Source organism: Pseudomonas sp. Pseusp18 (assembly GCF_059506005.1).
The window spans coordinates 5,239,801-5,264,351 of sequence record NZ_CP169240.1; the positions used below are offsets into that span (position 1 = coordinate 5,239,801).

At 59.7% G+C, this 24,551-nt stretch carries 20 protein-coding genes and 2 tRNA genes; 17 read left to right on the top strand and 5 right to left on the bottom strand.

The window, feature by feature from the left end; genetic code table 11:
* Window positions 1-190: 190 nt before the first annotated feature.
* Complete coding sequence (locus tag ACEN9A_RS23460; protein WP_258671006.1) at window positions 191-748, bottom strand: cysteine hydrolase family protein; 558 nt, start codon at window positions 746-748, stop codon at window positions 191-193.
* 201 nt (window positions 749-949) lie between these two features.
* On the opposite strand from ACEN9A_RS23460, the gene ACEN9A_RS23465 reads away from it, so the two are divergent.
* From ACEN9A_RS23465 to ACEN9A_RS23500, 8 genes are all read left to right on the top strand, one after another.
* Window positions 950-3,400: a penicillin acylase family protein gene (locus tag ACEN9A_RS23465; protein WP_258671007.1), complete on the top strand. Its 2,451-nt coding sequence runs from the start codon at window positions 950-952 to the stop codon at window positions 3,398-3,400.
* 161 nt (window positions 3,401-3,561) lie between these two features.
* Window positions 3,562-4,593 (top strand): ligase-associated DNA damage response exonuclease, encoded by a 1,032-nt coding sequence (locus ACEN9A_RS23470; protein ID WP_258671009.1) that lies wholly within the window; start codon window positions 3,562-3,564, stop codon window positions 4,591-4,593.
* Complete coding sequence (locus ACEN9A_RS23475; protein WP_258671011.1) at window positions 4,590-6,278, top strand: ATP-dependent DNA ligase; 1,689 nt, start codon at window positions 4,590-4,592, stop codon at window positions 6,276-6,278. Before ACEN9A_RS23470 ends, ACEN9A_RS23475 begins: the two co-directional genes overlap by 4 nt.
* 396 nt (window positions 6,279-6,674) lie before the next feature.
* The gene (locus tag ACEN9A_RS23480; protein WP_019580963.1) at window positions 6,675-7,457 is read left to right on the top strand and encodes a transporter substrate-binding domain-containing protein; all 783 of its coding nucleotides are present in this window, start codon (window positions 6,675-6,677) and stop codon (window positions 7,455-7,457) included.
* Between the two features lie 56 nt (window positions 7,458-7,513).
* Window positions 7,514-8,242, top strand: coding sequence for an ABC transporter permease (locus tag ACEN9A_RS23485; RefSeq protein WP_019647866.1), 729 nt, complete (start codon window positions 7,514-7,516; stop codon window positions 8,240-8,242).
* Complete coding sequence (locus ACEN9A_RS23490) at window positions 8,239-8,949, top strand: ABC transporter permease (RefSeq protein WP_258671012.1); 711 nt, start codon at window positions 8,239-8,241, stop codon at window positions 8,947-8,949. Before ACEN9A_RS23485 ends, ACEN9A_RS23490 begins: the two co-directional genes overlap by 4 nt.
* A 12-nt stretch (window positions 8,950-8,961) precedes the next feature.
* Window positions 8,962-10,080 (top strand): succinylglutamate desuccinylase/aspartoacylase family protein, encoded by a 1,119-nt coding sequence (locus ACEN9A_RS23495; RefSeq protein ID WP_258671013.1) that lies wholly within the window; start codon window positions 8,962-8,964, stop codon window positions 10,078-10,080.
* 13 nt (window positions 10,081-10,093) lie between these two features.
* A complete protein-coding gene (locus ACEN9A_RS23500; protein ID WP_258671014.1) occupies window positions 10,094-10,858 on the top strand; it encodes an ABC transporter ATP-binding protein in 765 nt (254 codons plus the stop codon).
* Between the two features lie 52 nt (window positions 10,859-10,910).
* On the opposite strand, the gene ACEN9A_RS23505 is transcribed toward ACEN9A_RS23500, so the two are convergent.
* Window positions 10,911-11,120 (bottom strand): hypothetical protein, encoded by a 210-nt coding sequence (locus ACEN9A_RS23505; protein WP_019647862.1) that lies wholly within the window; start codon window positions 11,118-11,120, stop codon window positions 10,911-10,913.
* Between the two features lie 107 nt (window positions 11,121-11,227).
* A complete protein-coding gene (dcd, locus tag ACEN9A_RS23510) occupies window positions 11,228-11,794 on the bottom strand; it encodes a dCTP deaminase (protein ID WP_007904652.1) in 567 nt (188 codons plus the stop codon).
* A gap of 353 nt (window positions 11,795-12,147) precedes the next feature.
* Between dcd and ACEN9A_RS23515 the strand changes: the two genes are divergently transcribed.
* On the top strand, window positions 12,148-12,357 hold the full coding sequence (locus tag ACEN9A_RS23515; RefSeq protein ID WP_002554837.1) for a cold-shock protein: 210 nt from the start codon (window positions 12,148-12,150) through the stop codon (window positions 12,355-12,357).
* Between the two features lie 150 nt (window positions 12,358-12,507).
* Here the strand turns inward: ACEN9A_RS23515 and ACEN9A_RS23520 are convergent, their stop codons facing one another.
* A complete protein-coding gene (locus ACEN9A_RS23520; protein ID WP_258671015.1) occupies window positions 12,508-13,515 on the bottom strand; it encodes a DUF481 domain-containing protein in 1,008 nt (335 codons plus the stop codon).
* 166 nt (window positions 13,516-13,681) lie between these two features.
* On the opposite strand from ACEN9A_RS23520, the gene ACEN9A_RS23525 reads away from it, so the two are divergent.
* The 4 genes from ACEN9A_RS23525 (at window position 13,682) to ACEN9A_RS23540 (ending at window position 18,465) form a co-directional block, all read left to right on the top strand.
* The gene (locus tag ACEN9A_RS23525) at window positions 13,682-14,035 is read left to right on the top strand and encodes an MGMT family protein (protein ID WP_018926938.1); all 354 of its coding nucleotides are present in this window, start codon (window positions 13,682-13,684) and stop codon (window positions 14,033-14,035) included.
* Window positions 14,036-14,079: 44 nt separating this feature from the next.
* Complete coding sequence (locus tag ACEN9A_RS23530) at window positions 14,080-15,648, top strand: AmpG family muropeptide MFS transporter (RefSeq protein WP_096479615.1); 1,569 nt, start codon at window positions 14,080-14,082, stop codon at window positions 15,646-15,648.
* 130 nt (window positions 15,649-15,778) lie between these two features.
* On the top strand, window positions 15,779-17,494 hold the full coding sequence (locus tag ACEN9A_RS23535; RefSeq protein WP_258671016.1) for a proline--tRNA ligase: 1,716 nt from the start codon (window positions 15,779-15,781) through the stop codon (window positions 17,492-17,494).
* A 17-nt stretch (window positions 17,495-17,511) separates the two neighbouring features.
* On the top strand, window positions 17,512-18,465 hold the full coding sequence (locus tag ACEN9A_RS23540) for a hypothetical protein (RefSeq protein ID WP_019647858.1): 954 nt from the start codon (window positions 17,512-17,514) through the stop codon (window positions 18,463-18,465).
* An 83-nt stretch (window positions 18,466-18,548) separates the two neighbouring features.
* On the opposite strand, the gene dinB is transcribed toward ACEN9A_RS23540, so the two are convergent.
* Window positions 18,549-19,610 (bottom strand): DNA polymerase IV, encoded by a 1,062-nt coding sequence (dinB, locus tag ACEN9A_RS23545; protein WP_258671017.1) that lies wholly within the window; start codon window positions 19,608-19,610, stop codon window positions 18,549-18,551.
* Between the two features lie 301 nt (window positions 19,611-19,911).
* On the opposite strand from dinB, the gene ACEN9A_RS23550 reads away from it, so the two are divergent.
* The 4 genes from ACEN9A_RS23550 to ACEN9A_RS23565 all read left to right on the top strand — a co-directional run bounded on the left by ACEN9A_RS23550 (window position 19,912) and on the right by ACEN9A_RS23565 (window position 24,502).
* Window positions 19,912-19,988, top strand: a tRNA-Met gene (locus ACEN9A_RS23550).
* Between the two features lie 221 nt (window positions 19,989-20,209).
* Window positions 20,210-20,286, top strand: a tRNA-Met gene (locus ACEN9A_RS23555).
* A gap of 278 nt (window positions 20,287-20,564) precedes the next feature.
* Window positions 20,565-23,207 carry a bifunctional lysylphosphatidylglycerol flippase/synthetase MprF gene (gene mprF / locus ACEN9A_RS23560; protein ID WP_258671018.1) on the top strand — a complete coding sequence of 881 codons (2,643 nt, stop codon included), beginning with the start codon at window positions 20,565-20,567 and terminating at the stop codon, window positions 23,205-23,207.
* Window positions 23,207-24,502 (top strand): virulence factor family protein, encoded by a 1,296-nt coding sequence (locus tag ACEN9A_RS23565; protein WP_019580974.1) that lies wholly within the window; start codon window positions 23,207-23,209, stop codon window positions 24,500-24,502. Before mprF ends, ACEN9A_RS23565 begins: the two co-directional genes overlap by 1 nt.
* Window positions 24,503-24,551 lie beyond the last annotated feature (49 nt).

Here is a 24,551-nt window from a genome sequence, read left to right on the forward strand (position 1 = left end):
TTCGGGCGAATAACTTCTTCGCCTGTTGAATCGCCAATCCCTGTAGGAGCGAGGCTTGCCCGCGAAAAGGGCGCCACGATCAATCAGAAAAACCGCGTCATCGTTCTTCGCGGGCAAGCCTCGCTCCTACAAGTTGATCTGCACCCCAAAAGTTGGACACCAATCCTAATTTTGGGGTCAGTTCAAGGTTTCAGTCGATCATGAGAATGCTCGCGGCGCTAACGACCGTCGCATATTCCCCATGCAGATTCCCCAGCGACATCGCATGCACTTCTTCAGCTGAATGGGCATTGCCGAAAAAGTCCGCCTTGTCGAAGGTAAAGCACGCATCCTCCACAACCCACGCCTCAAACCCCAGATTCCCAGCCGTTCGCGCCGTGGATTCCACCGAGTTGTGCGTCGCCACGCCAACGATGATCAACTGATCGATCCCCGCCTCGCGCAAACTCGCTTCCAGCCCGGTCGAGCAAAACGCATCCGGCACTTGTTTCTGTATCAGCCACTCACCGATCGATGGCTGGAAGCGCTCCTGAAACTCCACCCCCGATTGCTGCGGCCAGAACACCGAATCCACAGAGCGGGACAGGTGCTGCACATGAATCACCGGCCGCCCGGTGCGACGCCAATGCCCCAATAACTCCAGGATGCGCTCTTCGGCCTGAGGGTTGTTTCGACGGCCCAACTTGGGATGCAGGATGCCTTTTTGTTGATCGATGATGATCAGCGCCGCGTTTGTCTTAAGTTCCATGCCGACTTTTCCCATGCGAGGCTATTGAATTTGCCGCACTTCAGCATCGCCTCTTGCTACCGGCAAGCCATCAAACGCAAACAGGACAACCTGATGCCGGCGATCACCGAAAAGAAATAACCCAGCCGCCGCTTGCGCGTCCACCTCCTGCTCACTAACGTAGCGCCTTCGTCGCGTCACTACCCCCGCAGGAGCTTTGCCATGGCCTCGCCAGCCCTTACACATTTTCTTCCCCGGTTCGGCGTTGCCGCAGCAGTGGCCGGTGTTTTGAGCCTGACCGGTTGTCAGACCTGGAATGCCCAGGACACCCTCCCGCCCACCTCTGGCGTGCAAGCGCTGAAGGGCCTGGCGCAAAACGTTTCAGTCCGCCGCAATGCCATGGGCATGCCGCTGATCGAGAGCAACAGCTTCCACGATGCGCTGTTCACCCTCGGCTACGTGCACGCCAGCGACCGCATCAGCCAAATGGTCACTCTGCGCCTGCTGGCCCAGGGCCGACTGGCGGAGATGTCCGGCGCGGACCTGCTCGATGCCGACCGCTACATGCGTGCGGTCAACCTGAAGAAAAGCGCGGATGAGCTGTATAAGGCCTCGTCGCCACGCCTCAAGCGTTTCTTCGAAGTCTATGCCCGCGGGGTCAACGCCTATCTGTTCCGCTACCGCGACAAGCTGCCGGCGGACCTCGCGGCCACCGGCTACAAGCCTGAGTACTGGAAACCGGAAGATTCGGCGCTGATGTTCTGCCTGCTGAACTTCAGCCAATCGGCGAACCTGCCGGAAGAAATTTCCTCGCTGATGCTGGCCCAGACCGTCAGCACCGACAAACTGGCGTGGCTGACCCCGTCCGCTCCCGACGAAAAACTGCCGGTGGCTGAAGCTGAAAAACTTCAGGGCATCAAACTCACCGGGCAAATCCCGGGGCTGAGCGAAATCAGCAAAGCCACTGGTCAACTGTCGGATCTGAATCTGCTGGGCGCTACCTCCTCGAACAACTGGGCGATCGCCCCGCAACGCAGCCGCAGCGGTAAGAGCCTGCTGGCCAGCGACAGCCACGGACCGCTGGGCGTCCCGTCGTTGTTCAGTTACGTGCAGATTCGCGCGCCGAAATACCAGGCCTCCGGCATAACCATTGCCGGGTTACCGATGGTGCTCGCTGGTTTCAACGGCAAAGTGGCGTGGAGCATGACCACGGTCATGGGCGACAACCAGGACGTGTTCCTGGAAAAAATCAAACGCCAGGGCAATGGCCTTTCCTACGAAGTGGGCGGCAAATGGCAGCCGGCGATCGTGCGCAACGAAACCTATTTCGTCAAAGGCCAGCGGCCGATTCGCGAAGCCGTGTACGAAACCCGCCACGGGCCACTGCTCAACAGCGCCCAAGGCATGGCGCTGGCGAATGGTTTCGGCCTGGCCCTGCAAGCGCCGGACTTCACTGACGACAAAACCCTGGATGCGTTTTTCGACCTGTCCCGGGCACAAAGCACCGAGAGAGCATCGGACGCCAGCCGTGAAATCCGCGCCATCGCCCTGAATCTGGTGTTTGCCGATGCCAGCAATATCGGCTGGCAAGTCACCGGTCGCTACCCGAATCGTCGCGAAGGCGAAGGCTTGCTGCCGTCGCCGGGCTGGGAAGGTCGCTACGACTGGGACGGTTACGCCGACCCGATGCTCCATCCGTATGACCAGGACCCGGCGCAGGGCTGGCTCGGCACCGCCAACCAGCGGGTCATTCCCCATGGCTACGGCATGCAGCTGTCCAATTCCTGGGCGGCGCCGGAGCGTGGCGAACGCATGGCCGAACTGGCGGGCGTGGGCAAACACGACACCCGCAGCCTGATCGCCATGCAATACGACCAGACCACCACTTTCGCCGCCAAACTGAAGAAGATGTTTGAAGCGCCGGGCATGTCCCAGCCGCTCAAACAGGCCATCGAAGCGTTGCCGGTGGCCGATCGCGGCAAGGCTCGCGAGGCGTATACCCGCTTGATGGCCTTCGACGGCAAACTCAGCCCGACTTCCGCCGACGCGGCGATTTACGAGTTGTTCCTGCAGGAAAGCACCAAACAGATTTTCCTCGACGAACTGGGCCCGGAAAGCAGCCCGGCGTGGAAAGCCTTTATCGCCAACGGCAAATTATCCTACGCCGCCCAGGCCGATCACCTGCTTGGGCGTGAGGACAGTCCGTTCTGGGATGACGTGCGCACCACACAGAAAGAAGACAAACCGGCGATCCTGGCCCGTAGCCTGGCGGCGGCGATCAGCGCGGGTGACAGCCAGTTGGGCGGCGATCACAAAGCCTGGCAGTGGGGCAAACTGCACCGCTACGAGTGGAAAAACGCCAGCGGCCAGACCGTGCGCGGCCCGCTGGCGGCCGGCGGCGATCACACCACGCTCAACACCGCCTCGTTCGCCTGGGGTCAGGACTTCAACACCACGCAGGCCCCGGCCATGCGCTTTATTGTCGATTTCGGCCAGGCCGAACCGCTGATGGGTCAGAACGCTACCGGCCAATCCGGCAACCCGGCCAGCCCGCACTATCTCGACAGCGTCGATCCATGGCTCAAGGGTCAATACATGAGCTTGCCGATGCAGCCGCAGAACTTTGACAAGGTGTATGGCAAGACGCGGTTGACGCTGACGCCTGGCAAGTAACAAAGATCGCAGCCTGCGGCAGCGCCTACAGGGCATTCGCCCCCATCTGTAAGCGCTGCCGCAGGCTGCGATCTTTTGTTTTTAATCTCTGTAAAAATAAATAGAACTTCTCGTTTCGGGCAAACCTCCTAGCTAACAGGCCTCTCCATTCTGGTAACAATATGGACCTTGTTATCGCACGTCCTGAAGGTTTGTACTGCCCGCCCGGGGATTTCTATATCGACCCGTGGCGCCCCGTCGAACGTTCAGTCATCACCCACGCTCATAGCGACCATGCTCGCCGTGGTAATCAACATTATCTGGCTGCGGCCCCGGGTGCGGGCATTCTGCGCGCGCAGCTGGGCCAGCACATCAACCTGCAAACGCTGCCTTATGGCGAGCAATTGCTGCACCATGGCGTAAAACTGAGTTTTCACCCCGCAGGCCACATGCTCGGCTCAGCCCAGGTGCGGTTGGAATGCGGCGGTGAGGTCTGGGTCGCCTCCGGTGATTACAAAACAGAGCCCGACGGCACCTGTACACCGTTCGAACCGGTGCGCTGTCACACCTTCATCACAGAATCGACGTTCGGCCTGCCGATTTACCGCTGGCAACCCCAGGCGCAGATCCTTGCCGAGATCAATCAGTGGTGGCGGGCCAACGCCGCAGTCGATAAAACCAGCGTGCTGCTCTGCCATGCCTTCGGCAAGGCTCAGCGGATTCTTCATGGCCTCGATACCAGCCTGGGTCCGATCCTGGTGCATGGCGCGGTTGAACCGATCAATCAGTTTTATCGTCAGAGCGGCATTCATTTACCGCCAACGATTTATGCCAGCGAAGTAAAAAAGCAGGATCCGATGATACGCAAAGCTCTGGTCCTCGCGCCGCCTGCAACGGGTACCAGCAATTGGGTACGGCGCTTCGGCGACTACAGCGATGCCCTCGCCAGCGGTTGGATGCGTTTGCGCGGCACGCAGCGGCGGCATGGCGTGGATCGTGGTTTCGTGCTGTCCGATCACGCCGATTGGCCCGGCCTGCTCTGGGCCATCGAACAGTCCGGAGCCGAGCAGGTGAAGGTCACCCATGGATCGATCGGAGTGCTGGTGCGGCATCTGCGTGAACAGGGCCTCGATGCCATGGGATTGCGCACCGAATACGGCGACGATGAGAACAATGCAGCCTTCGAACCCGAGAGCGCCGAGGTGCAGGCATGAAAGCCTTCGCCGAGCTGTATGCCGAACTCGATGCCACCACCTCAAGCAACGCCAAACTGGCGGCGATGCAGCATTACTTTGCCCAGGCCACGCCCGAAGATGCCGCCTGGGCGGTGTATTTGCTGGCCGGCGGGAGGTCTCGGCAATGGGTGCCGGTACGGGTGCTGCGCGACATGGCAATCGCGTGTTCCGGGCTCTCGCCCTGGTTGTTCGAGGAAAGCTACCAGGCGGTGGGTGATCTGGCGGAAACCATTTCGCTGGTGCTGCCCGAAACGCCTCACACGTCTACCGACAGACTGACGGTGTGGATTGAAGACAAACTGTTGCCGCTGCGCAGCGCGCCCCCGCGGATCCTCGCCGAACGTCTGCCCGCGCTGTGGGCGCAACTGGATCGCCAGGGCCTGATGCTGTGCATCAAACTGATCACCGGCAGTTTCCGTGTCGGTGTCTCCAAATCGCTGGTCACCCGCGCCGTGGCAGCTATGGCCGGGCTCGACGGCAAACACGTGGCCCAGCGGCTGGTGGGTTACACCGCCCCGTCGCACCGCCCGAACGCCGCCAGTTACCTGAAGCTGATTGCCCCCGAAGCACCCGATGAACACGCCCAACGGGATGGCCAGCCCTACCCGTTTTTCCTTGCCCATGCGTTGTCGCAACCGGTTGAGCAGTTCGAAGTCCTGCTCGGCCCGGCCAGCCAATGGCAAGCGGAGTGGAAATGGGACGGCATCCGCGCCCAGGTGGTCAAGCGCGATGGGCACTTGTGGGTCTGGTCGCGAGGCGAAGAACTGGTAACCGAACGGTTCCCCGAACTGGGCAGCCTGGTTCACGACTTGCCCGACGGCACGGTGCTCGACGGTGAAATCGTCGCCTGGAAAACCGCGCCCTCGGGCTCTGGGAACGCTTCTGACCGGCAATCGCCAACATCGCTGGCGGTGGCGCCTTTCGCCCTGCTACAAAAACGCAGCAGCCGTAACACGCTGGACAAGAAAATCCTCCATGAGGTGCCCGTGGTCCTCCAGGCCTTTGACCTGCTGGAATGGCAGGGCCAGGATTTGCGCAACCAGACTCAGGCCGTGCGCCGCGCTCAGTTGGAAAACCTCGTCACCGCCTGCGCAAACCCGGTGTTACGTGCCTCGCCCATGTTGATCGGCGAAGACTGGTTCGACCTCGCCCGCCAACGAGAAGCGTCTCGCAAACTGGGGGTCGAAGGCATGATGCTCAAGGCCCGCGATGCGCATTATGGCGTCGGGCGGAATAAAGACACGGGCGTGTGGTGGAAATGGAAAGTCGACCCGTTCAGTGTCGATGCAGTGCTGATCCATGCCCAGCAGGGTCATGGCCGCCAGGCCAGTCTCTACACTGATTACACTTTCGCCGTGTGGGACGGCCCACCCTATGCCCGCGAGCGGACACTGGTGCCTTTCGCCAAGGCCTACTCCGGGTTGACCAACGAAGAAATCCGCCAGATCGACAGCATCGTACGCAAGACCACGATTGAAAAATCCGGACCGGTGATCCGTGTGCAACCGAGCCTGGTGTTTGAGCTGGGATTCGAGAGCATTGCCCCGTCGAAACGACACCCGAGCGGGATTGCGGTGCGGTTTCCGCGGATATTGCGCTGGCGGCAGGACAAGTCGGTGGAAGAAGCTGACAGCCTGGCGACGTTGCAGGATTTACTGGCTTGACCCGACTCTTGTGGCCCTGCCTTTGTAGCAGCTGGCGAAGCCTGCGTTCGGCTGCGCAGCAGTCGTGAATCCAGCTGATGCGGTCCGCCTGACTCACCGCAAGTTCTGATTTTTCGACTGCAGCGCAGCCGAACGCAGCCTCGCAGGCTCGACAGCTGCTACATAAATAGCATCAAGATTTAATGGGTATCAGCTTCCCTGTGCACCATCCAGACGCAAGAATCTGGCAATGCCCGTTTTCGTGCACAAATCGAACTTTGCCATTTCTTGTATCACCTTTTAAAACGCTTGTTCGGGACTCTGGTTCGGAAATTGCTACTTTTAATAGGTCTTACGCTTTTCAGTAACAGTACTTCTGCGCCACAAGCGCTCATATTGGTTCTTAGGGATTGAATAATGAAAAAAGCATTGCTGACCCTTTCTGCACTGGCGTTGTGCATGGCTGCCGGCTCCGCGCTGGCAAAGGAATACAAAGAATTGCGTTTTGGCGTTGACCCTTCCTACGCGCCGTTCGAGTCCAAAGCAGCCGACGGCAGCCTGGTGGGCTTCGACATCGACCTGGGCAATGCAATCTGTGCCGAGCTGAAGGTTAAGTGCAAATGGGTCGAAAGCGATTTCGACGGCATGATTCCGGGCCTCAAAGCCAATAAATTCGACGGTGTGATCTCTTCGATGACCGTTACTCCGGCCCGCGAAAAAGTCATCGACTTCTCCAGCGAGCTGTTCTCCGGCCCTACCGCCTACGTGTTCAAGAAAGGCTCCGGCCTGAGCGCAGACGTCGCCTCATTGAAGGGCAAAACCGTCGGTTATGAGCAAGGCACCATTCAGGAAGCCTATGCCAAAGCCGTGCTGGACAAGGCCGGCGTGAAAACCCAGGCCTACGCCAACCAGGATCAGGTGTATTCCGACCTGACTTCCGGTCGTCTCGACGCCGCGATCCAGGACATGCTGCAAGCTGAACTTGGCTTCATCAAATCGCCAAAAGGCGCCGATTACGAAGTCAGCAAGCCCGTCGACAGCGAATTGCTGCCGGCCAAAACAGCAGTCGGTATCTCGAAAGGTAACAAAGAGCTGAAAGCACTTCTGGATAAAGGTATCAAAGCGTTACACGACGATGGCACCTACGCCACCATTCAGAAGAAACACTTTGGCGATCTGAATCTGTACAGCGGCAAATAATGCCCGGCGCCCATCTCGCGGTGGGCGCTTTTTTCATCCGATCAGGTTGCTGATTTATGTTCGAAAACCTATTACAACACTTGGGGCTCTCTGCCTTCAGCCTTCAGGGTTTCGGTCCGTTGCTGATGGAAGGCACCTGGATGACCATCAAATTATCGGTGATGTCGCTGTTGGTGGCCGTGTTGCTCGGCCTGCTGGGCGCCAGTGCCAAGCTGTCAAAAGTCAAACTGCTGCGGATACCGGCCCAGTGCTACACCACGCTGATTCGCGGGGTACCGGACCTGGTGCTGATGCTGCTGATCTTCTACAGCCTGCAAACCTGGCTGACCTCGTTTACCGACTTCATGGAATGGGAATACATCGAGATCAACCCATTCAGCGCCGGGGTCATCACCCTGGGCTTCATTTATGGCGCGTACTTCACCGAAACGTTCCGCGGGGCGATCCTTGCCGTGCCACGGGGCCAGGTCGAAGCCGCCACCGCCTATGGCCTCAAACGCGGCCAGCGTTTTCGATTCGTGGTGTTCCCGCAAATGATGCGCTTCGCCCTGCCGGGCATCGGCAACAACTGGATGGTGATGCTCAAGGCCACCGCGCTGGTCTCGATCATCGGCCTCGCCGACTTGGTCAAGGCTGCGCAGGATGCCGGTAAAAGCACCTATCAACTGTTCTACTTCCTGGTGCTGGCCGCATTGATCTACTTGCTGATCACCAGTGCCTCCAACGTTGTCCTGCGCTGGCTCGAACGTCGCTACGCCGCCGGTGCCCGGGAGGCAGTACGATGATCGAACTCTTGCAGGAATACTGGAAACCCTTCCTTTATACCGACGGCTACAACATCACCGGCCTGGCCATGACCATGTGGCTGCTCAGTGCGTCGATCTGCATCGGTTTTCTGGTGTCGATCCCGCTGTCCATCGCCAGGGTTTCGTCCAGGTTCTACATCCGCTGGCCAGTGCAGTTTTACGTCTACCTGTTCCGGGGTACACCGCTCTACATCCAACTGCTGATTTGCTACACCGGCATCTACAGTCTGGCGGCCGTGCGTGCCCAGCCGGTTCTCGATGCGTTTTTTCGCGACGCGATGAACTGCACGATCCTGGCCTTCGCCCTGAACACCTGCGCCTACACCACGGAAATCTTCGCCGGGGCGATTCGCAGCCTGGCTCACGGTGAAGTCGAAGCGGCCAAGGCCTACGGTCTGTCAGGCTGGAAGCTCTATGCCTACGTGATCATGCCGTCGGCACTGCGTCGCTCGTTGCCTTATTACAGCAACGAAGTGATCCTGATGCTGCACTCGACCACCGTAGCGTTCACCGCGACCATCCCGGATGTCCTGAAAGTTGCTCGCGACGCGAACTCTGCGACCTTTCTGACGTTCCAGTCGTTCGGCATCGCCGCGCTGATCTACCTGACCGTTACCTTTGCGCTGGTCGGCCTGTTCCGCCTCGCCGAACGCCGATGGCTGGCCTTCCTCGGGCCGACTCACTAGGACAATTCGTACATGCGCCACCAGATTCATGACCTGCTGGCCCCACTGCCGGGGACCGTGCGACAGATCCACAGCTTTCACTTCGGCCCCCAGGCGGCCAAAGGCAAGATCTACATCCAGTCCTCCCTGCATGCCGATGAATTACCCGGCATGCTGGTGGCCTGGCACCTCAAGCAGCGTCTGGCGGAGCTGGAAGCCGCCGGCCGGCTGCGCAGCGAAATCGTTCTGGTGCCCGTGGCCAACCCGGTCGGCCTGGAACAAGTGTTGATGGACGTTCCACTGGGCCGTTACGAGCTGGAAAGCGGGCAGAACTTCAATCGCTGGTTCATCGACTTGAGTGAAGAAGTCGGCAATGAGATCGAAGGCCTGCTGGGCGACAATCCACAACGCAACCTCGAACTGATCCGCAGCAGCCTGCGCAACGTATTGGCGCGCCAGACCGCCGGCACGCAACTGCAATCCCAACGCCTGACCCTGCAACGGCTGGCTTGCGATGCGGACATGGTGCTGGACCTGCATTGCGATTTCGAAGCCGTCGCGCACCTCTACACCACGCCCGAGGCCTGGCCTCAGGTCGAGCCTCTGGCGCGTTACATCGGTGCCGAAGCCAGCCTGCTGGCCACCGACTCTGGTGGCCAGTCGTTCGATGAATGCTTCACCCTGCTCTGGTGGCAGTTGAAAGAACGCTTCGGCGAGCATTTCGATATTCCGCCGGGCAGCTTTTCGGTCACCGTCGAGTTACGCGGCCAGGGCGACGTCAATCACCCGTTGGCCAGCCTCGATTGCCAGGCGTTGATCGATTATCTGATTCACTTCGGCGCGATTGCCGGTGAGCCGGCGCCCTTACCGGAACTGCCCTACCCGGCCACGCCGCTGGCCGGCGTCGAGCCGGTAGCGACACCCGTGGGCGGACTGCTGGTGTTTACCGCCCTGCCCGGGGAATACCTGGAGGCCGGGCAACTGATCGCCGAAGTCATCGACCCGATCAATGATCGCGTCACCCCTGTTCATTGCACCGTCGCCGGGCTGATGTACGCCCGTTCGCTGCGGCGCATGGCCACTGCCGGCATGGTAATCGCCCACGTCGCGGGCACCGAAGCCTATCGCAGCGGCTACCTACTTTCGCCTTGAGGATGCATGCCCCATGTACAAACTGACCATCGAAGGCCTGCATAAAAGCTATGGCGATCATCAGGTGCTCAAAGGCGTTTCGCTCAAGGCCAAAACCGGCGACGTCATCAGCCTGATCGGCGCCAGCGGCTCGGGCAAAAGCACCTTTTTACGCTGCATCAACTTTCTCGAACAGCCCAACGACGGCACCATGAGCCTGGACGGCCAGAACATCAGCATGGTCAAGGACCGTCACGGCATCCATGTGGCCGACCCGCATGAACTGCAACGGATCCGCACCCGCCTGGCCATGGTGTTCCAGCACTTCAACCTGTGGAGCCACATGACGGTGCTGGAAAACATCACCATGGCCCCGCGGCGGGTGCTCGGTTGCAGCAAGGCAGAAGCCGAAGACCGTGCCCGACGTTACCTCGACAAGGTTGGCCTGGCGGCGCGTGTGGCGGATCAGTACCCGGCGTTCCTGTCGGGCGGCCAGCAACAACGGGTAGCCATTGCCCGCGCACTGGCCATGGAACCGGAAGTCATGCTGTTCGACGAACCAACCTCGGCACTCGACCCGGAACTGGTAGGCGAAGTACTCAAGGTAATTCAGGGCCTGGCCGAGGAAGGCCGGACCATGATCATGGTCACCCATGAAATGAGCTTCGCCCGCAAAGTGTCGAGCCAGGTGCTGTTCCTGCATCAGGGGCTGGTGGAAGAAGAAGGCGCGCCGGAAGACGTGCTGGGCAATCCGAAGAGTGAGCGGTTGAAGCAGTTTTTGAGCGGCAACCTCAAGTAAAACGCCACCTTCCCGTGGGAGCGAGCGATGCTCGCCCCCACAAAAGCGGGTATCAGACCACAGGCGCGGGAGGTGGCTCATCCGGCAGGGTGGGCTCTCCAGGTTCTGTCGGATCTTCATTGGGGCTGTCGGGATCAGGCTGATGGGGGATGCCCCCTGCCATGCTGACTGGCGGATGCGCCAACAAGGACCAGGCCAGCACGCCAACCTGATTGGGCTCGAGCCTTGCCAGTTCGGCACTTATTCGCGGATCGATCTTCATGAAGCACTCCTGAGCGATGGCCCGATCCGCCTTGCGCGAATCGGAGCAGTACACCCCATAGAGTGTACGCCCGCCCAGGAATTCCAACGGTTTGTCAGACGGTTGACTCAGGTACGCGGCAGGGTCACGCCACGTTGGCCCTGATACTTGCCGCCACGGTCCTTGTAGGACACTTCACATTCCTCGTCGGACTCGAGGAACAGCATCTGCGCCACGCCTTCGTTGGCGTAGATCTTCGCCGGCAGGTTGGTGGTGTTCGAGAACTCCAGGGTCACATGGCCTTCCCACTCGGGCTCGAGCGGGGTCACGTTGACGATGATGCCGCAGCGGGCGTAGGTGCTCTTGCCCAGACAGATGGTCAATACGTTGCGCGGAATGCGGAAGTATTCGACGGTACTGGCCAGGGCGAAGGAGTTTGGCGGGATGATGCACACGTCGCTGTGGATGTCGACGAAGCTGCCAGCGTCGAAGTTTTTCGGATCGACGATGGCCGAATTGATGTTGGTGAACACCTTGAAATGATTGGTGCAACGCACATCGTAGCCGTAGCTCGACACACCATAGGAGATCACACGACTGTCGTCACTGCCGCGCACCTGACGCTCCACGAAGGGCTCGATCATGCCGTGCTCTTGCGCCATGCGGCGAATCCACTTGTCCGATTTGATGCTCATGGCGGGAGTCCTGAATAGCGAGGTGGAAAAATTCTGTCCGGCATCTTACCGGGCAGTCGCTCGGGTTCAAAGTCCGGGAGACAATTCTCGCCGTTTCCCCGTGAATTCCGGGGCCTCACCGCCATGTTATTAACCGTCAGTCATTAAAAAAGAGAAACCTTCGCAAGAACCATTGGCACGTTCCGGAAAAAGGGTTAAGGTGGCGCCACTGTGCTGCTTGTGTCACTGAGAATCTCTACACGATATGTTGAATTTCGATCCAACCATCTACAAGAATTTTTCCTGCTCTTTGCACTCAGTCTCGGCCAGGGTTCTTCCTGAGTCGCAGTTATCTTTGTTCAAGGAGTTACACCATGTCTAATCGCCAAACCGGTACCGTTAAGTGGTTCAACGATGAAAAAGGCTTCGGCTTCATCACTCCACAATCCGGTGACGACCTGTTCGTTCACTTCAAAGCTATCCAATCCGACGGCTTCAAAAGCCTGAAAGAAGGCCAACAGGTTTCTTTCATCGCTACCCGCGGTCAGAAAGGCATGCAAGCTGAAGAAGTTCAAGTTATCTAACTTGTACTTGCTTTAGTAAAAGGCCCCGCCCTTAAAAGCGGGGCTTTTTTGTGCCTGTGTGTTTTGTGTGGCAACAAAAAATCGCAGCCTTCGGCGGCGCCCACAAGTGCGGAGCTGCCGAAAGCTGCGATCTTTTGATCTTCGAGCGTGTTACCAGGCCACGCCAAACCCTGCGGTATATCGGGTCTTGTTCAGGTCCGCATTGTCAGTACCACTGATGATGTCTTTCTCGGCCTTCAGGTTCAGCGACGCCCAGTCGGTGACTTTGTAGCGCAGGCCGGCCTCGGTATCGAGTGCGTAATCGGCGACACCCGACAGCGGCTTGCCCACTTCGCCTTTGGTGAAGAACTCGACCTTCTTGCCAATCAGGTAGCGGTTGTAGTCCCACTTCACGGCCAGGGAATAGAAGTTTTGCTTTCCGCCATCGGAAAATTCGTAGTCCGTACGGTTGAGGAGCGAGCCCAGGGAGAAGGCACCCAGTTCGTCATCCCAGAATTGATAACCAGGGCCGGTACCGACGGTGCGCTGACGGGAGAGCTCTTCGACCTTGTCGCGCTTGTAATTCAAACGCCCCTGCCAGAACCACTTCTCGGTGAGGAAGCGGTCGAGAGAATACTCGGCACGCCAGTTATCAGTGGTAACCACGTCATCCTGAAACTCGCGGTTGTACTCACCTTCCGCCGTATGACGCCACCGACCGTGACGCGCGGTGGTTTTGAAGCCGACGTCGTAATCATCGGTATCTTTTTCTGCACGCTGATAATCCAGCGCCAGGTCGACGTTACCTTTAAACACCAAATCCTCGACCACCGGTTTGGGCTTGAGGATCTGCTGAATACTGGCCAGTTCCACGGTCTTGGGCGTCTCGCCATTGGCCAGCGTGACCTTGCCGTCCTCTGCCGCGTGCAGCGACTTGGCCTTTTCGCCGGTGTAGGCATCCTGCTTGACCAGCAATTGCTGATCGCTTTCCAGGGTTTTGACCTCTTTCCAGTCAATCGGGACCGCACCGGCATACGCGGTCTGGATCAACAGCTTGCCGCCATCGAAGAGGGTGATCTTGCCGCTCAGCTTGTCACCGTTCTTCAACCAGACCGTATCGGCGAGCAAGGGAGTGGAAGCACTGACGACAGCGAGGCACAGCAAGGTTCTGGACAACATAAGCGAATCAAAGGCTCAACTTTGCGAAAAAAAGTCGGCATTATTCTTGGAAATAAGGCCCTGGCAAGGACTGACCCGACTATTTCTATTGAGTTCATTTCTCAACTGACAATCAAGGATTTACTCTACAGACGGTCAATGCGCATTTTTTTCAGGAACCCCGGACGTGACCGACTCAACCGCTGAAACCGAAAGCGCGGCGCAAATCCGACGCACGGCGCTCTACTTGACCCTGGCACAAGTGCCCGAGGGCAAAGTCGTGAGTTACGGTCAGCTCGCCGAGCTGGCGGGACTGGGTCGCGCCGCCCGCTGGGTCGGGCGAACATTGAGCCAACTGCCCGGTGACACTAAATTGCCCTGGCATCGTGTGCTGGGTGCCGGTGGTCGGATCAGTCTGCCCGCAGGCAGCCCTTCGGGAGATGAACAGCGGGCCCGATTGCGCATGGAAGGCATCAGTGTTCTGAACAATCGTGTGGATATTCAGCGCCATGGCTGGCGCCCGGTAGAGCACAGCGGTTAGAGTGCGCGCTTTGTTTCCGTAATTCTTGAGGCAGACTCCAGCCCATGCCCCGTAAAACCTGGCGCGCCGCGCTCGCCGCCTATGCCAGCCCCTCGACGCTCGTGCTGTTGCTGCTTGGTTTCGCCGCCGGCCTGCCCTACATGCTGGTGTTTTCGACGCTTTCAGTCTGGCTGCGCGAGGCCGGTGTTGCCCGCGAAACCATCGGCTATGCAAGCCTGATCGGCCTGGCCTACGCCTTTAAATGGGTCTGGTCCCCGCTGCTCGACCAATGGCGCCTGCCACTGCTCGGCAAACTTGGCCGACGACGCTCCTGGCTGGTGCTGGCTCAGGCACTGGTGATCCTCGGCCTGATCGGCATGGGTTTCTGCGACCCGCAAAAACACCTGTCCTGGCTGATCGCCATCGCGGTGGTAGTCGCCTTTGCTTCGGCAACGCAAGACATTGCCATCGACGCCTATCGCCTGGAAATCGTCGACGATACCCGCCAGGCTGCACTGGCGGCCAGCTACATGGCCGGTTATCGGGTCGCGGCCCTGCTGGCAACGGCGGGTGCGCTGTTTTTTGCCGAAGGCTTCGGCTCCACCGGTTTCAACTACAAACATGCGGCGTGGACTGGCACCTATCTGCTGTTCGGCATCTTGATGATCCCGGCGCTGCTGACCTCCCTCTTCATGCGCGAACCGCCGGTGCCACTGCGCACTCAGCTTCAAGCCGGACGCTACAGCTTCGTGCACCAGCTGGCGTCGGTGTTCGTGCTGATCGTACTGCTGGTGTCCGTACCGGCCATGTTCACCCAGTTCTACAACACCGACTTCGCCAGCGTACTGTTCAACGGTGTCAGCCTGCTCGACCTGTTGCTCGAAGACCGCGCATTCCTGCGGGCAATCCTCTATACCACGCTCACCGCCCTGTGCTTGTCGGCCATGGGCCGCCGTGGCCTGGCGCCGGTGCTGACACCGGTCAACGACTTCATTCTGCGTTACCGCTGGCAAGCCCTGTTGCTGCTCGGGCTGATCGCCACCTACCGGATGTCCGACACGGTCATGGGTGTGATGGCCAACGTGTTCTACATCGACCAAGGGTTCACCAAGGATCAGATCGCCAGCGTCAGCAAGATTTTCGGCCTGATCATGACGCTGGTCGGCGCCGGCATGGGCGGCCTGCTCATCGTGCGCTTCGGCATTCTGCCCATTCTGTTCATCGGCGGTGCCGCATCGGCGGCCACTAACCTGCTGTTCCTGATGCTCACGGACATGGGCGCCAATCTGCAGATGCTGATCGTCACCATTTCCCTGGACAACTTCAGCTCGGGCCTGGCGACTTCGGCGTTCGTCGCTTACCTGTCGAGCCTGACCAACCTCAAATTCTCCGCGACCCAGTACGCCCTGCTCAGCTCGATCATGCTCTTGTTGCCGCGCCTGATCGGCGGCTATTCAGGGGTCATGGTGGAAAAATTCGGCTACCACAACTTCTTCCTGATCACTGCCCTGCTGGGCGTTCCGACGCTGCTGTTGATCGCCTTGCACTGGTTCCAGGAAAACCGCCGTGCCGGTCCGACCCCGACGCCTGAACCGGCTCAGACCCCGGTCACGGAAGAATCGCAGCCTCTTTGATACAGGTCGCAGAGGGCGAGCAGATTCTCGCCCTCCAGCCACACAGCCGGCCGCACGCCTGTACGCCAGCAGATCTCGCCCGTACAATGCCCCATTACTTCTCGTTATCAGCAACCGACAACGGCCAACCATGCGCACCAGTCAATTTTTGCTCGCCACACAGAAAGAAACGCCTTCCGACGCGGTCGTCATCAGCCATCAGCTGATGCTGCGCGCCGGCATGATCCGCAAACTCGCCTCGGGCCTGTACACCTGGCTGCCGATGGGCTTGCGAGTGATGCGCAAGGTCGAAGCCATCGTGCGTGAAGAAATGAACGCCGCCGGTTCTCTCGAAGTGTTGATGCCGAGCACTCAACCGGCTGAGCTGTGGCAGGAATCGGGTCGCTGGGAAGAATACGGCCCTGAATTGCTGCGCTTCAAGGATCGCCACGGTCGCGACTTCTGCGCCGGCCCGACTCACGAAGAGGTCATCACCGACCTGATGCGCAACGAGTTGAGCAGCTACAAACAGCTGCCGATCAACCTGTATCAGATCCAGACCAAATTCCGTGACGAAATCCGCCCACGCTTCGGTTTGATGCGTGGCCGCGAATTCATCATGAAGGACGCCTACTCGTTCCACGCCGACCAGGCATCGCTGCAGGTCACCTACGACCGCATGCACCAGGCGTACTGCAACGTGTTCACCCGCCTGGGCCTGAAATTCCGTCCGGTTGAAGCCGACAACGGCTCCATCGGTGGCGCCGGTTCCCACGAGTTCCACGTGCTGGCTGAATCCGGCGAAGACGACATCGTCTTCAGCAACGGTTCCGACTACGCCGCGAACATCGAGAAAGCCGAAGCCGTACCGCGGGAAACCTCTCGCCCGCTGCCTGCCGAAGAGCTGCGCCTGGTCGACACGCCGAACGCCAAGACCATTGCGCAACTGGTCGAAGGCTTCGACCTGCCGATCGAAAAAACCATCAAGACCCTGGTGGTGCACGCTGAAGAGAAAGGCAAGCTGATTGCCCTGATCATCCGTGGCGACCACGAACTGAACGAAATCAAGGCCGCCAACCAGCCTGGCGTTGCCAGCCCGCTGGTCATGGCTTCCGAAGCCGAACTGCGCGACGCCATTGGCGCCGGTGCCGGTTCCCTCGGCCCGCTGAACCTGCCGCTGCCGATCATCATCGACCGTTCCGTCGAGCTGATGAGCGACTTCGGCATTGGTGCCAACATCGACGACAAGCACTACTTTGGCGTGAACTGGGAGCGCGATCTGCCGGTTCCGACCGTTGCCGACCTGCGCAACGTTGTCGCTGGCGACCCGAGCCCTGACGGCAAAGGCACCCTGGAAATCAAGCGCGGCATCGAAGTCGGGCACATCTTCCAGCTGGGCAACAAGTACAGCAAAGCGATGAAGTGCGAAGTGCTGGGCGAGAACGGTAAACCGGTGACCCTGGAAATGGGCTGCTACGGCATTGGTGTATCCCGCGTAGTAGCTGCCGCCATCGAACAGAACAACGACGAGAACGGGATCATCTGGAGCGATGCTCTGGCCCCGTTCCAGATTGCTCTGGTACCGCTGCGCTACGAAACCGAACAGGTTCGCGAAGCCACCGACAAGCTCTACGCAGAACTGACTGCCGCCGGCTTCGACGTGCTGCTGGACGACCGCGACAAGAAAACCAGCCCGGGCATCAAGTTCGCGGACATGGAGCTGATCGGCATTCCACACCGGATCGTGGTCAGTGACCGCGGCCTCGCCGACGGCAATCTGGAATACAAGAGCCGCACCGAAGCCGAGGCGCAAGCGCTGCCGGTTGCTGACGTGCTGTCTTTCCTCCAGGCCCGTATCCGCCGCTGACACCAGATAGAGACGTCATGTTCAAGCGAAACACCTTAGGCCTCGGTGGTGCCGCCCTGTGCGGCACCCTGTTGGTCAGCGGCTGTGCCAATCACATGTCACAACGCAGCGAACACGAGGAGCGGGTCGAGCGGAAGTTGCTCGATCACAGCCTGCAGATCGATGTCGGCGAACCCAAAGTGCTGGAGCTGCCGCAACGCCGGGTGAAAATCCACGAGCAGAAGACCTTCGAAGTCACCGAATTCGAAGTCACACGCCACTATGACCGTTACACGCCTTACCAACCCTGGAGGGAGATCTATGAGATCCCGCTGGGGGCGGTGGCCGTAGTGGCCGGCGTCGGTGCGAACGTGGTCAACGTGTTCGCCCTCGGTAATCTGCCGGACAGCGTGACGAAGGATTGGCTCAGCTATGGTTTTGCCGGGCTCAACCCGTTCATGAACGTGCAGTCTCACGGTCGCGCGCAGCAGAACCTGGCGGGCATCGACGAAGTCCAGCGTGACAAGCGCACGGAATACTCGAGCCTGCCCTGGAGCGAGCGTCCGGTGCAGGTCAAGGCCGGCAAGGACACGTTCGAGCTGAACACCGACCGCAACGGTGTGTTGCGCCTGAACCTGCTGGACAGCCCGTTCGCCGAACATGACCTCAATCATCTGGGCAAGCTGCAGATCAGTGTCGAGGACAACAAGGACGATGTGCACACCGACTCGTCCCTGGCGATCAGCAACAACTTGCGCGGCAAGCTGCTCGAAGCGCATGAGCTGATTTACGACGACCTCGAAGACGACGAAGTGAGCCAGTGGGTGCACCGGGTCAAACGTCTGTCGGAACTGGGTCTGGAAGAAGAGGCCAGCGAACTGGAACAGAGCCTGATCGAACTGACCCGCAACGATCCCGAGTTGCAGGCTGAGTTCCTCAAGTCACTGACCAAGGATGCCGGGCGACTGGTGGCGGATCCGGGGGCGAATTAAGCCCCATTAAAAGATCGCAGCCTTCGGCAGCGCCCACAGGCGCGTAGGAGCTGCCGAAGGCTGCGATCTTTTGCTTTTAAATCTCACCGATCAAACAACTCCAACTGCTCAAACCCGCCCCGCAAATCTTCCAGCCTCACCCCAATCCCCAACAACCGCACCGGTTTCCCGCCGCGATTGAAGGCCTGGGTCAGCAACAGCTGATAACTCCCCAGATCCCGCCCTGCCCCGGCCTGCTCCAACGTAGTCTGGGTAAAATCGTGGAATTTCACTTTGACGAACGGCTTGCCCGGACGATAACTGCTGTCGATCCGCGCCATGCGGCCATTCAGGGACTCCAGCAATTCGGGCAACTTATCCAGGCAACTCACCAGATCCGGCAGGTCCACGTCATAGGTGTTTTCAACGCTGATCGACTGCCGACGACTGTCGTTGTGCACCAACCGCTCATCGATCCCACGGGCCAGGCTCCAGAGTCGCTCGCCGAAGCTGCCGAATTCACGCACCAACGCCAATTTGTTCCACTCGCGTAATTGCGCGCAATCGACGATGCCGAGCTTGCCCAGTTTGTCAGCGGTCACTTTGCCAACACCGTGCAACTTGCTCACCGGCAAGCCGCTGACAAAGTCTTCCACCTGATCAGGCGTGATCACGAACAAGCCATTGGGCTTCTTCCAGTCGCTGGCGATCTTGGCAAGAAACTTGTTCGGCGCCACGCCGGCCGACACGGTGATGTGCAACTGATTGGACACCCGGCGACGAATGTCCTGGGCGATTCGCGTGGCGCTGCCGCCAAAATGCGCACTGTCCGACACGTCGAGATACGCCTCGTCCAGGGACAGCGGCTCGATCAGGTCGGTGTAATCGCGAAAGATCGTATGAATTTCCTTCGACGCTTCTCTATAGGCTTCCATGCGCGGCTTGACGATGGTCAGGTCCGGACACAGTTTCAAGGCATGTCCGGAAGACATGGCCGAGCGCACGCCATACGCCCGCGCTTCATAGTTACAGGTAGCAATCACCCCACGCCGATCCGCCGAGCCGCCCACCGCCAAAGGCTTACCAGCCAGGCGCGGGTCGTCACGCATCTCGATGGCGGCGTAGAAGCAGTCACAATCGACGTGGATGATTTTTCGCTGCGTCATATAAAAGCGGTGTTCATGGCGAAGAAATGAAGTATCGGCGTGTCGTACCGGCAGTATCTCACTGACACCTGTATATAGCACCAGTAGTCTGAATCTTCTTTTCAAGCGGTAGGAAAAGTACTGGAGGAATTTATTTTCTCAATCGAAAGCCACCTACCGATAGAGCCGAAAGCCTTGCCCTGCCTGCGTTTCAGCCCGATCCACACCCCACTTTTTCACCTAAGCGATTGAACAGGAACAGATTTTACCGAGATTGAAGGTTGACAGCCCGGCGATCCTCTGTAGAATGCCGACACACAGACGCGGGATGGAGCAGTCTGGTAGCTCGTCGGGCTCATAACCCGAAGGTCGTCGGTTCAAATCCGGCTCCCGCAACCAAACATCGAAAAAGGCTACTCGAAAGAGTGGCCTTTTTTGTGCGCGCCTATTTTATAAAAAATCAGCGTTTCATGCCTTACCGAGCAGAAACGAGAAATCCTTCTGATTCCGAAACTTAGCGTTCCTCGGCGACCGTTCAGCGCTGATTCTTGTTTATTTGACCCATACTTGGATTAACGGTTGACACTCCGGCATTCGCCTGTAGAATGCCGCCACACAGACGCGGGATGGAGCAGTCTGGTAGCTCGTCGGGCTCATAACCCGAAGGTCGTCGGTTCAAATCCGGCTCCCGCAACCAAACATCAAAAAAGGCTACTCGAAAGAGTGGCCTTTTTTGTATCTGTTGAAAAAGTCCTTTCGCAACAATGATCTGTCACTGTGCAGTGAGCCGTTCAGGGTCGCCAGACTGTGAGTTCAGACCTAGGCTGAACCGCAAGGAAAACCCTCGACGACTGGTGATGCGCCATCGCCGATACCCGGTGAGACGCGTTAATATTTGTGATTATTTTTTTCTACAGGGATTGGTAACTTGGCTGGATACCCCCATCCTGTCGCGCACAATCCAAGAGGTGATTGATGCGCGCCAACTCGTCTGATCCACAAGACACCGTCACAGCGACACAACCGATCAAAGCCGAGCGTCTGCGCTTGCTGGATCGAATCAGCAAATACCGTCAACCCATCGGTCTGGCGGTCACTTTGCTGCTGTTCGCCATCGCGCTGATTGCCTGTCGTCACCTGCTGAGCGAACTCGATCTGTACGCGCTGCACGACTCGATCCTGGAAGTGCCGAGACCCGCCTTGCTGGGAGCACTGGGCGCGACCGTCGTCGGCTTCATCATTCTGCTGGGTTACGAATGGTCGGCCAGCCGTTATGCCGGCGTGACGCTGGCGCCGCGAGTCGTGGCGCTGGGGGGCTTCACCGCCTTCGCCATCGGCAATGCCATCGGTCTGTCGCTGCTGTCGGGGGGCTCGGTTCGCTACCGTCTATATGCACGGCATGGCGTGGGGGCTTCGGAAGTCGCGCACATGACGCTGTTTGCCAGCCTCTCGCTCGGCTGCGCCCTCCCGCCCCTGGCCGCCCTCGCCACCCTCAGCAACCTGCCCGCCGCCTCGCTGGCCCTGGGTTTCTCCGAGACGTTGCTGGGTGCGATTGCAGTGGCCGTGCTGCTGCTCGCCACGGTACTGGCGATCGGCATCTACCGCCGGCGCTTGCCGGAACAGCCTTACCCGGACAACCTGCTGGTCAAGGTCGGCCGCCGCACCTTGCGCCTGCCGGGCCGCCGCCTGACCTTCCTGCAACTGGTCATCACCGCCCTGGACGTGGCCGCCGCCGCGACAGTGCTCTATCTGTTGCTGCCCGAAGCGCCGCCCTTCGGTGCGTTCCTGCTGGTCTATCTATTGGCCTTGGCCGCTGGCGTGCTCAGCCATGTACCCGGCGGTGTCGGGGTGTTCGAAGCGATTTTGCTGGCGGCCTTCGCCGACAAGCTCGGTGCCGCGCCACTGGCTGCCGCCCTGCTGCTCTACCGCCTGATCTACGTGATCTTGCCGCTGCTGGTGGCTTGCGTACTGCTGCTGATCAACGAAGGCCAGCGCCTGTTTCAGACACGCCAGACGCTACGCGCCGCCTCAGGCCTGGCCGCGCCGATTCTGGCGGTGCTGGTGTTCCTGTCCGGTGTAGTGTTGCTGTTCTCTGGCGTAACGCCGGAGATCGATACGCGCCTTGAACACATCGGTTTTCTGATCCCGCATCGACTGGTCGACGCCTCGCACTTCGGCGCCAGCCTGGTGGGGGTTCTCTGCCTGCTGCTGGCCCAGGGCTTGCGTCGCCGCCTGTCGGCCGCGTGGATGCTGACCACCATTCTGTTGTTGGTCGGCGCCGTGCTCTCTCTGCTCAAAGGCTTCGATTGGGAAGAAGCCAGCCTGATGACCCTGACAGCAAGTTTGCTGGGGGTTTTCCGGCGTTCGTTCTACCGCCCCAGCCGCCTGACCGAGCTGCCGTTTTCGCCGCTGTATCTGGTGTCGAGTCTTTGCGTACTCGGCGCATCAATCTGGTTGCTGCTGTTCGCCTATCAGGACGTTCCGTACAGCCATCAGCTCTGGTGGCAGTTCACCCTCGACGCCGATGCCCCGCGAGGTTTGCGTTCGTTGCTGGGTGCCGCTGTGCTGCTGGTGGTGGTGTCCCTGACGTGGCTGCTGCGCACCGCGCGTCCGATAATCCACCTGCCAACCTCCGATGAGCTGGAGCGCGCGGCTAATATCCTCATGGCCTCCTCCCAACCGGATGGCGGCTTGGCCCTGACCGGTGACAAAGCGCTGCTGTTTCACCCCAACGATGAGGCGTTCCTGATGTACGCCCGCCGTGGCCGCAGCCTGGTAGCGCTGTATGACCCGATCGGCCCGACCCAGCAACGGGCGGAAATGATCTGGCAGTTCCGTGACCTGTGCGATATCCATCACGCTCGCCCTGTGTTTTATCAAGTACGTGCCGAGAACCTGCCGTACTACATGGACATCGGCCTGACCGCGATCAAGCTCGGCGAAGAAGCCCGGGTCGATCTCAAGCGTTTCGATCTCGAAGCCAAAGGCAAAGAGATGAAGGACCTGCGCTACACCTGGAACCGTGGCACCCGTGACGGGCTGTCGCTGGAGATCCATGAGCCGGGGCAAGCGCCGATGGACGAGCTCAAGGTGATTTCCGATGCCTGGCTGACCGGCAAGAATGTGCGCGAGAAAGGCTTCTCGCTCGGGCGTTTCAGCGATGACTACCTCAAGCACTTCCGTGTCGCGGTGATTCGTTTCGAAGGGCGCCCGGTGGCGTTCGCCAACTTGCTCGAGACCTACGGCCATGAACTGGCCAGCCTCGACCTGATGCGCGCGCACCCCGACGCCCCTAAGCTGACCATGGAATTCATGATGGTCGGCCTGATTCAACATTATAAAAATCATGGATACGCGCGCTTCAGCCTGGGCATGGTGCCATTGTCGGGGTTGCAACCCCGGCGCGGCGCACCACTGACCCAGCGCTTGGGCTCGATGGTGTTCCGCCGTGGTGAGCAGCTGTATAACTTCCAAGGTTTGCGCCGCTTCAAAGACAAGTTCCAGCCTGACTGGGAACCCCGTTATATGGCCGTGCCCGCCGGACTCGATCCGCTGGTGGCCCTGGCCGACACTGCCGCCCTGATTGCGGGCGGCTTGACTGGATTGGTGAAACGCTGATGATTCAACGCTCCCTGCGGTACGTACTGGCCACACTGGTAGTGCTGGCCCTGATTGTCGGTGGCGGTTACTGGTACCTCAAACGCCCGGCGCCAGAACCGACCCTTGAACTGCTGACGCCGGCCGATGGCGCCGTGATGACCCGCGTCATCCCCGGCACCACGCCGCGCGCGCAGGTGCTGGTGGCGGTCAATGAAGAGCAGAAGCTCAGCGATAAACAATTGATGACCCTGAGCCGCAGCGGCTCGGCGCAGATCGTCCAGGTGATTCTGCCCAAGGACTGCATCCAGCAAAGTCGTGCCCTGCAAGCAGGCCTCAGAGAACTAAAAGGCCCGGCAACCCTGGTCAGCGGTATCGGCCCTGGCGCAGTGCTGGCGTGGCGCTGGCTGTCCGAGCAGAAGGACGACAAGGCCCAGGCCATTTCGGTTGACCTGGCCCTGGAAAAACCCGGCTGCACCCACCTGTTGCCAAAAAGTGCTGCCCACGGTCACTGGCTGGTGGCCTGGAACGACAACCCGGACGACACCAGCGCCGGCTTCGTGCGTGACCAGCCCAACGCCGAAACCAGCATCAGCGACTACGACATCAACCTGCCGCAAGTGCTGAACAACGAACTGCGCAAAACCCTCGTCGGTGGCGATAAAGCCGCCGGCGGCCTGCAGATCCCGGTGGTCGAAGTGCCGGCCGGTCAGGCCAAGGACACCGTCACCCTGTTCCTCTCCGGCGACGGTGGCTGGCGCGACCTGGACCGCGACGTGGCCGGCGAGATGGCCAAGATCGGCTACCCGGTGGTCGGCATCGACACCCTGCGCTACTACTGGCAGCACAAGAGCCCGGAACAAAGCGCCCTGGACCTGACCGAACTGATGCAGCACTACCGGCAGAAATGGGGCACCAAGCGCTTCATCCTGACCGGCTACTCGTTCGGCGCCGACGTGCTGCCCGCCATCTACAACCGCCTGCCGGAAGCCGAACAGCAGCGGGTCGATGCAATCATCCTGCTGGCCTTCGCCCGCACCGGCAGCTTCGAGATCGAAGTCGAAGGCTGGCTCGGCAACGCCGGCAAAGAAGCCGCCACTGGCCCGGAAATGGCCAAGCTGCCGCCGGCGAAAGTGGTGTGCATCTACGGTGAGGAAGAAGTCGACGAGAGCGGCTGCACCGACAAGACCGCCGTGGGCGAAGCGATGAAACTGCCTGGCGGCCATCACTTCGACGAAAACTACCCGGCGTTGGCCCAGCGGTTGGTGGATGCGATCGTGAAGCGTCAAACGAAGGAGACGGCGGCTCAGGAGTGATCTGAGCTTCCGAACACAAAAAGCCCCCGTAACCTTAAGGTTGCGGGGG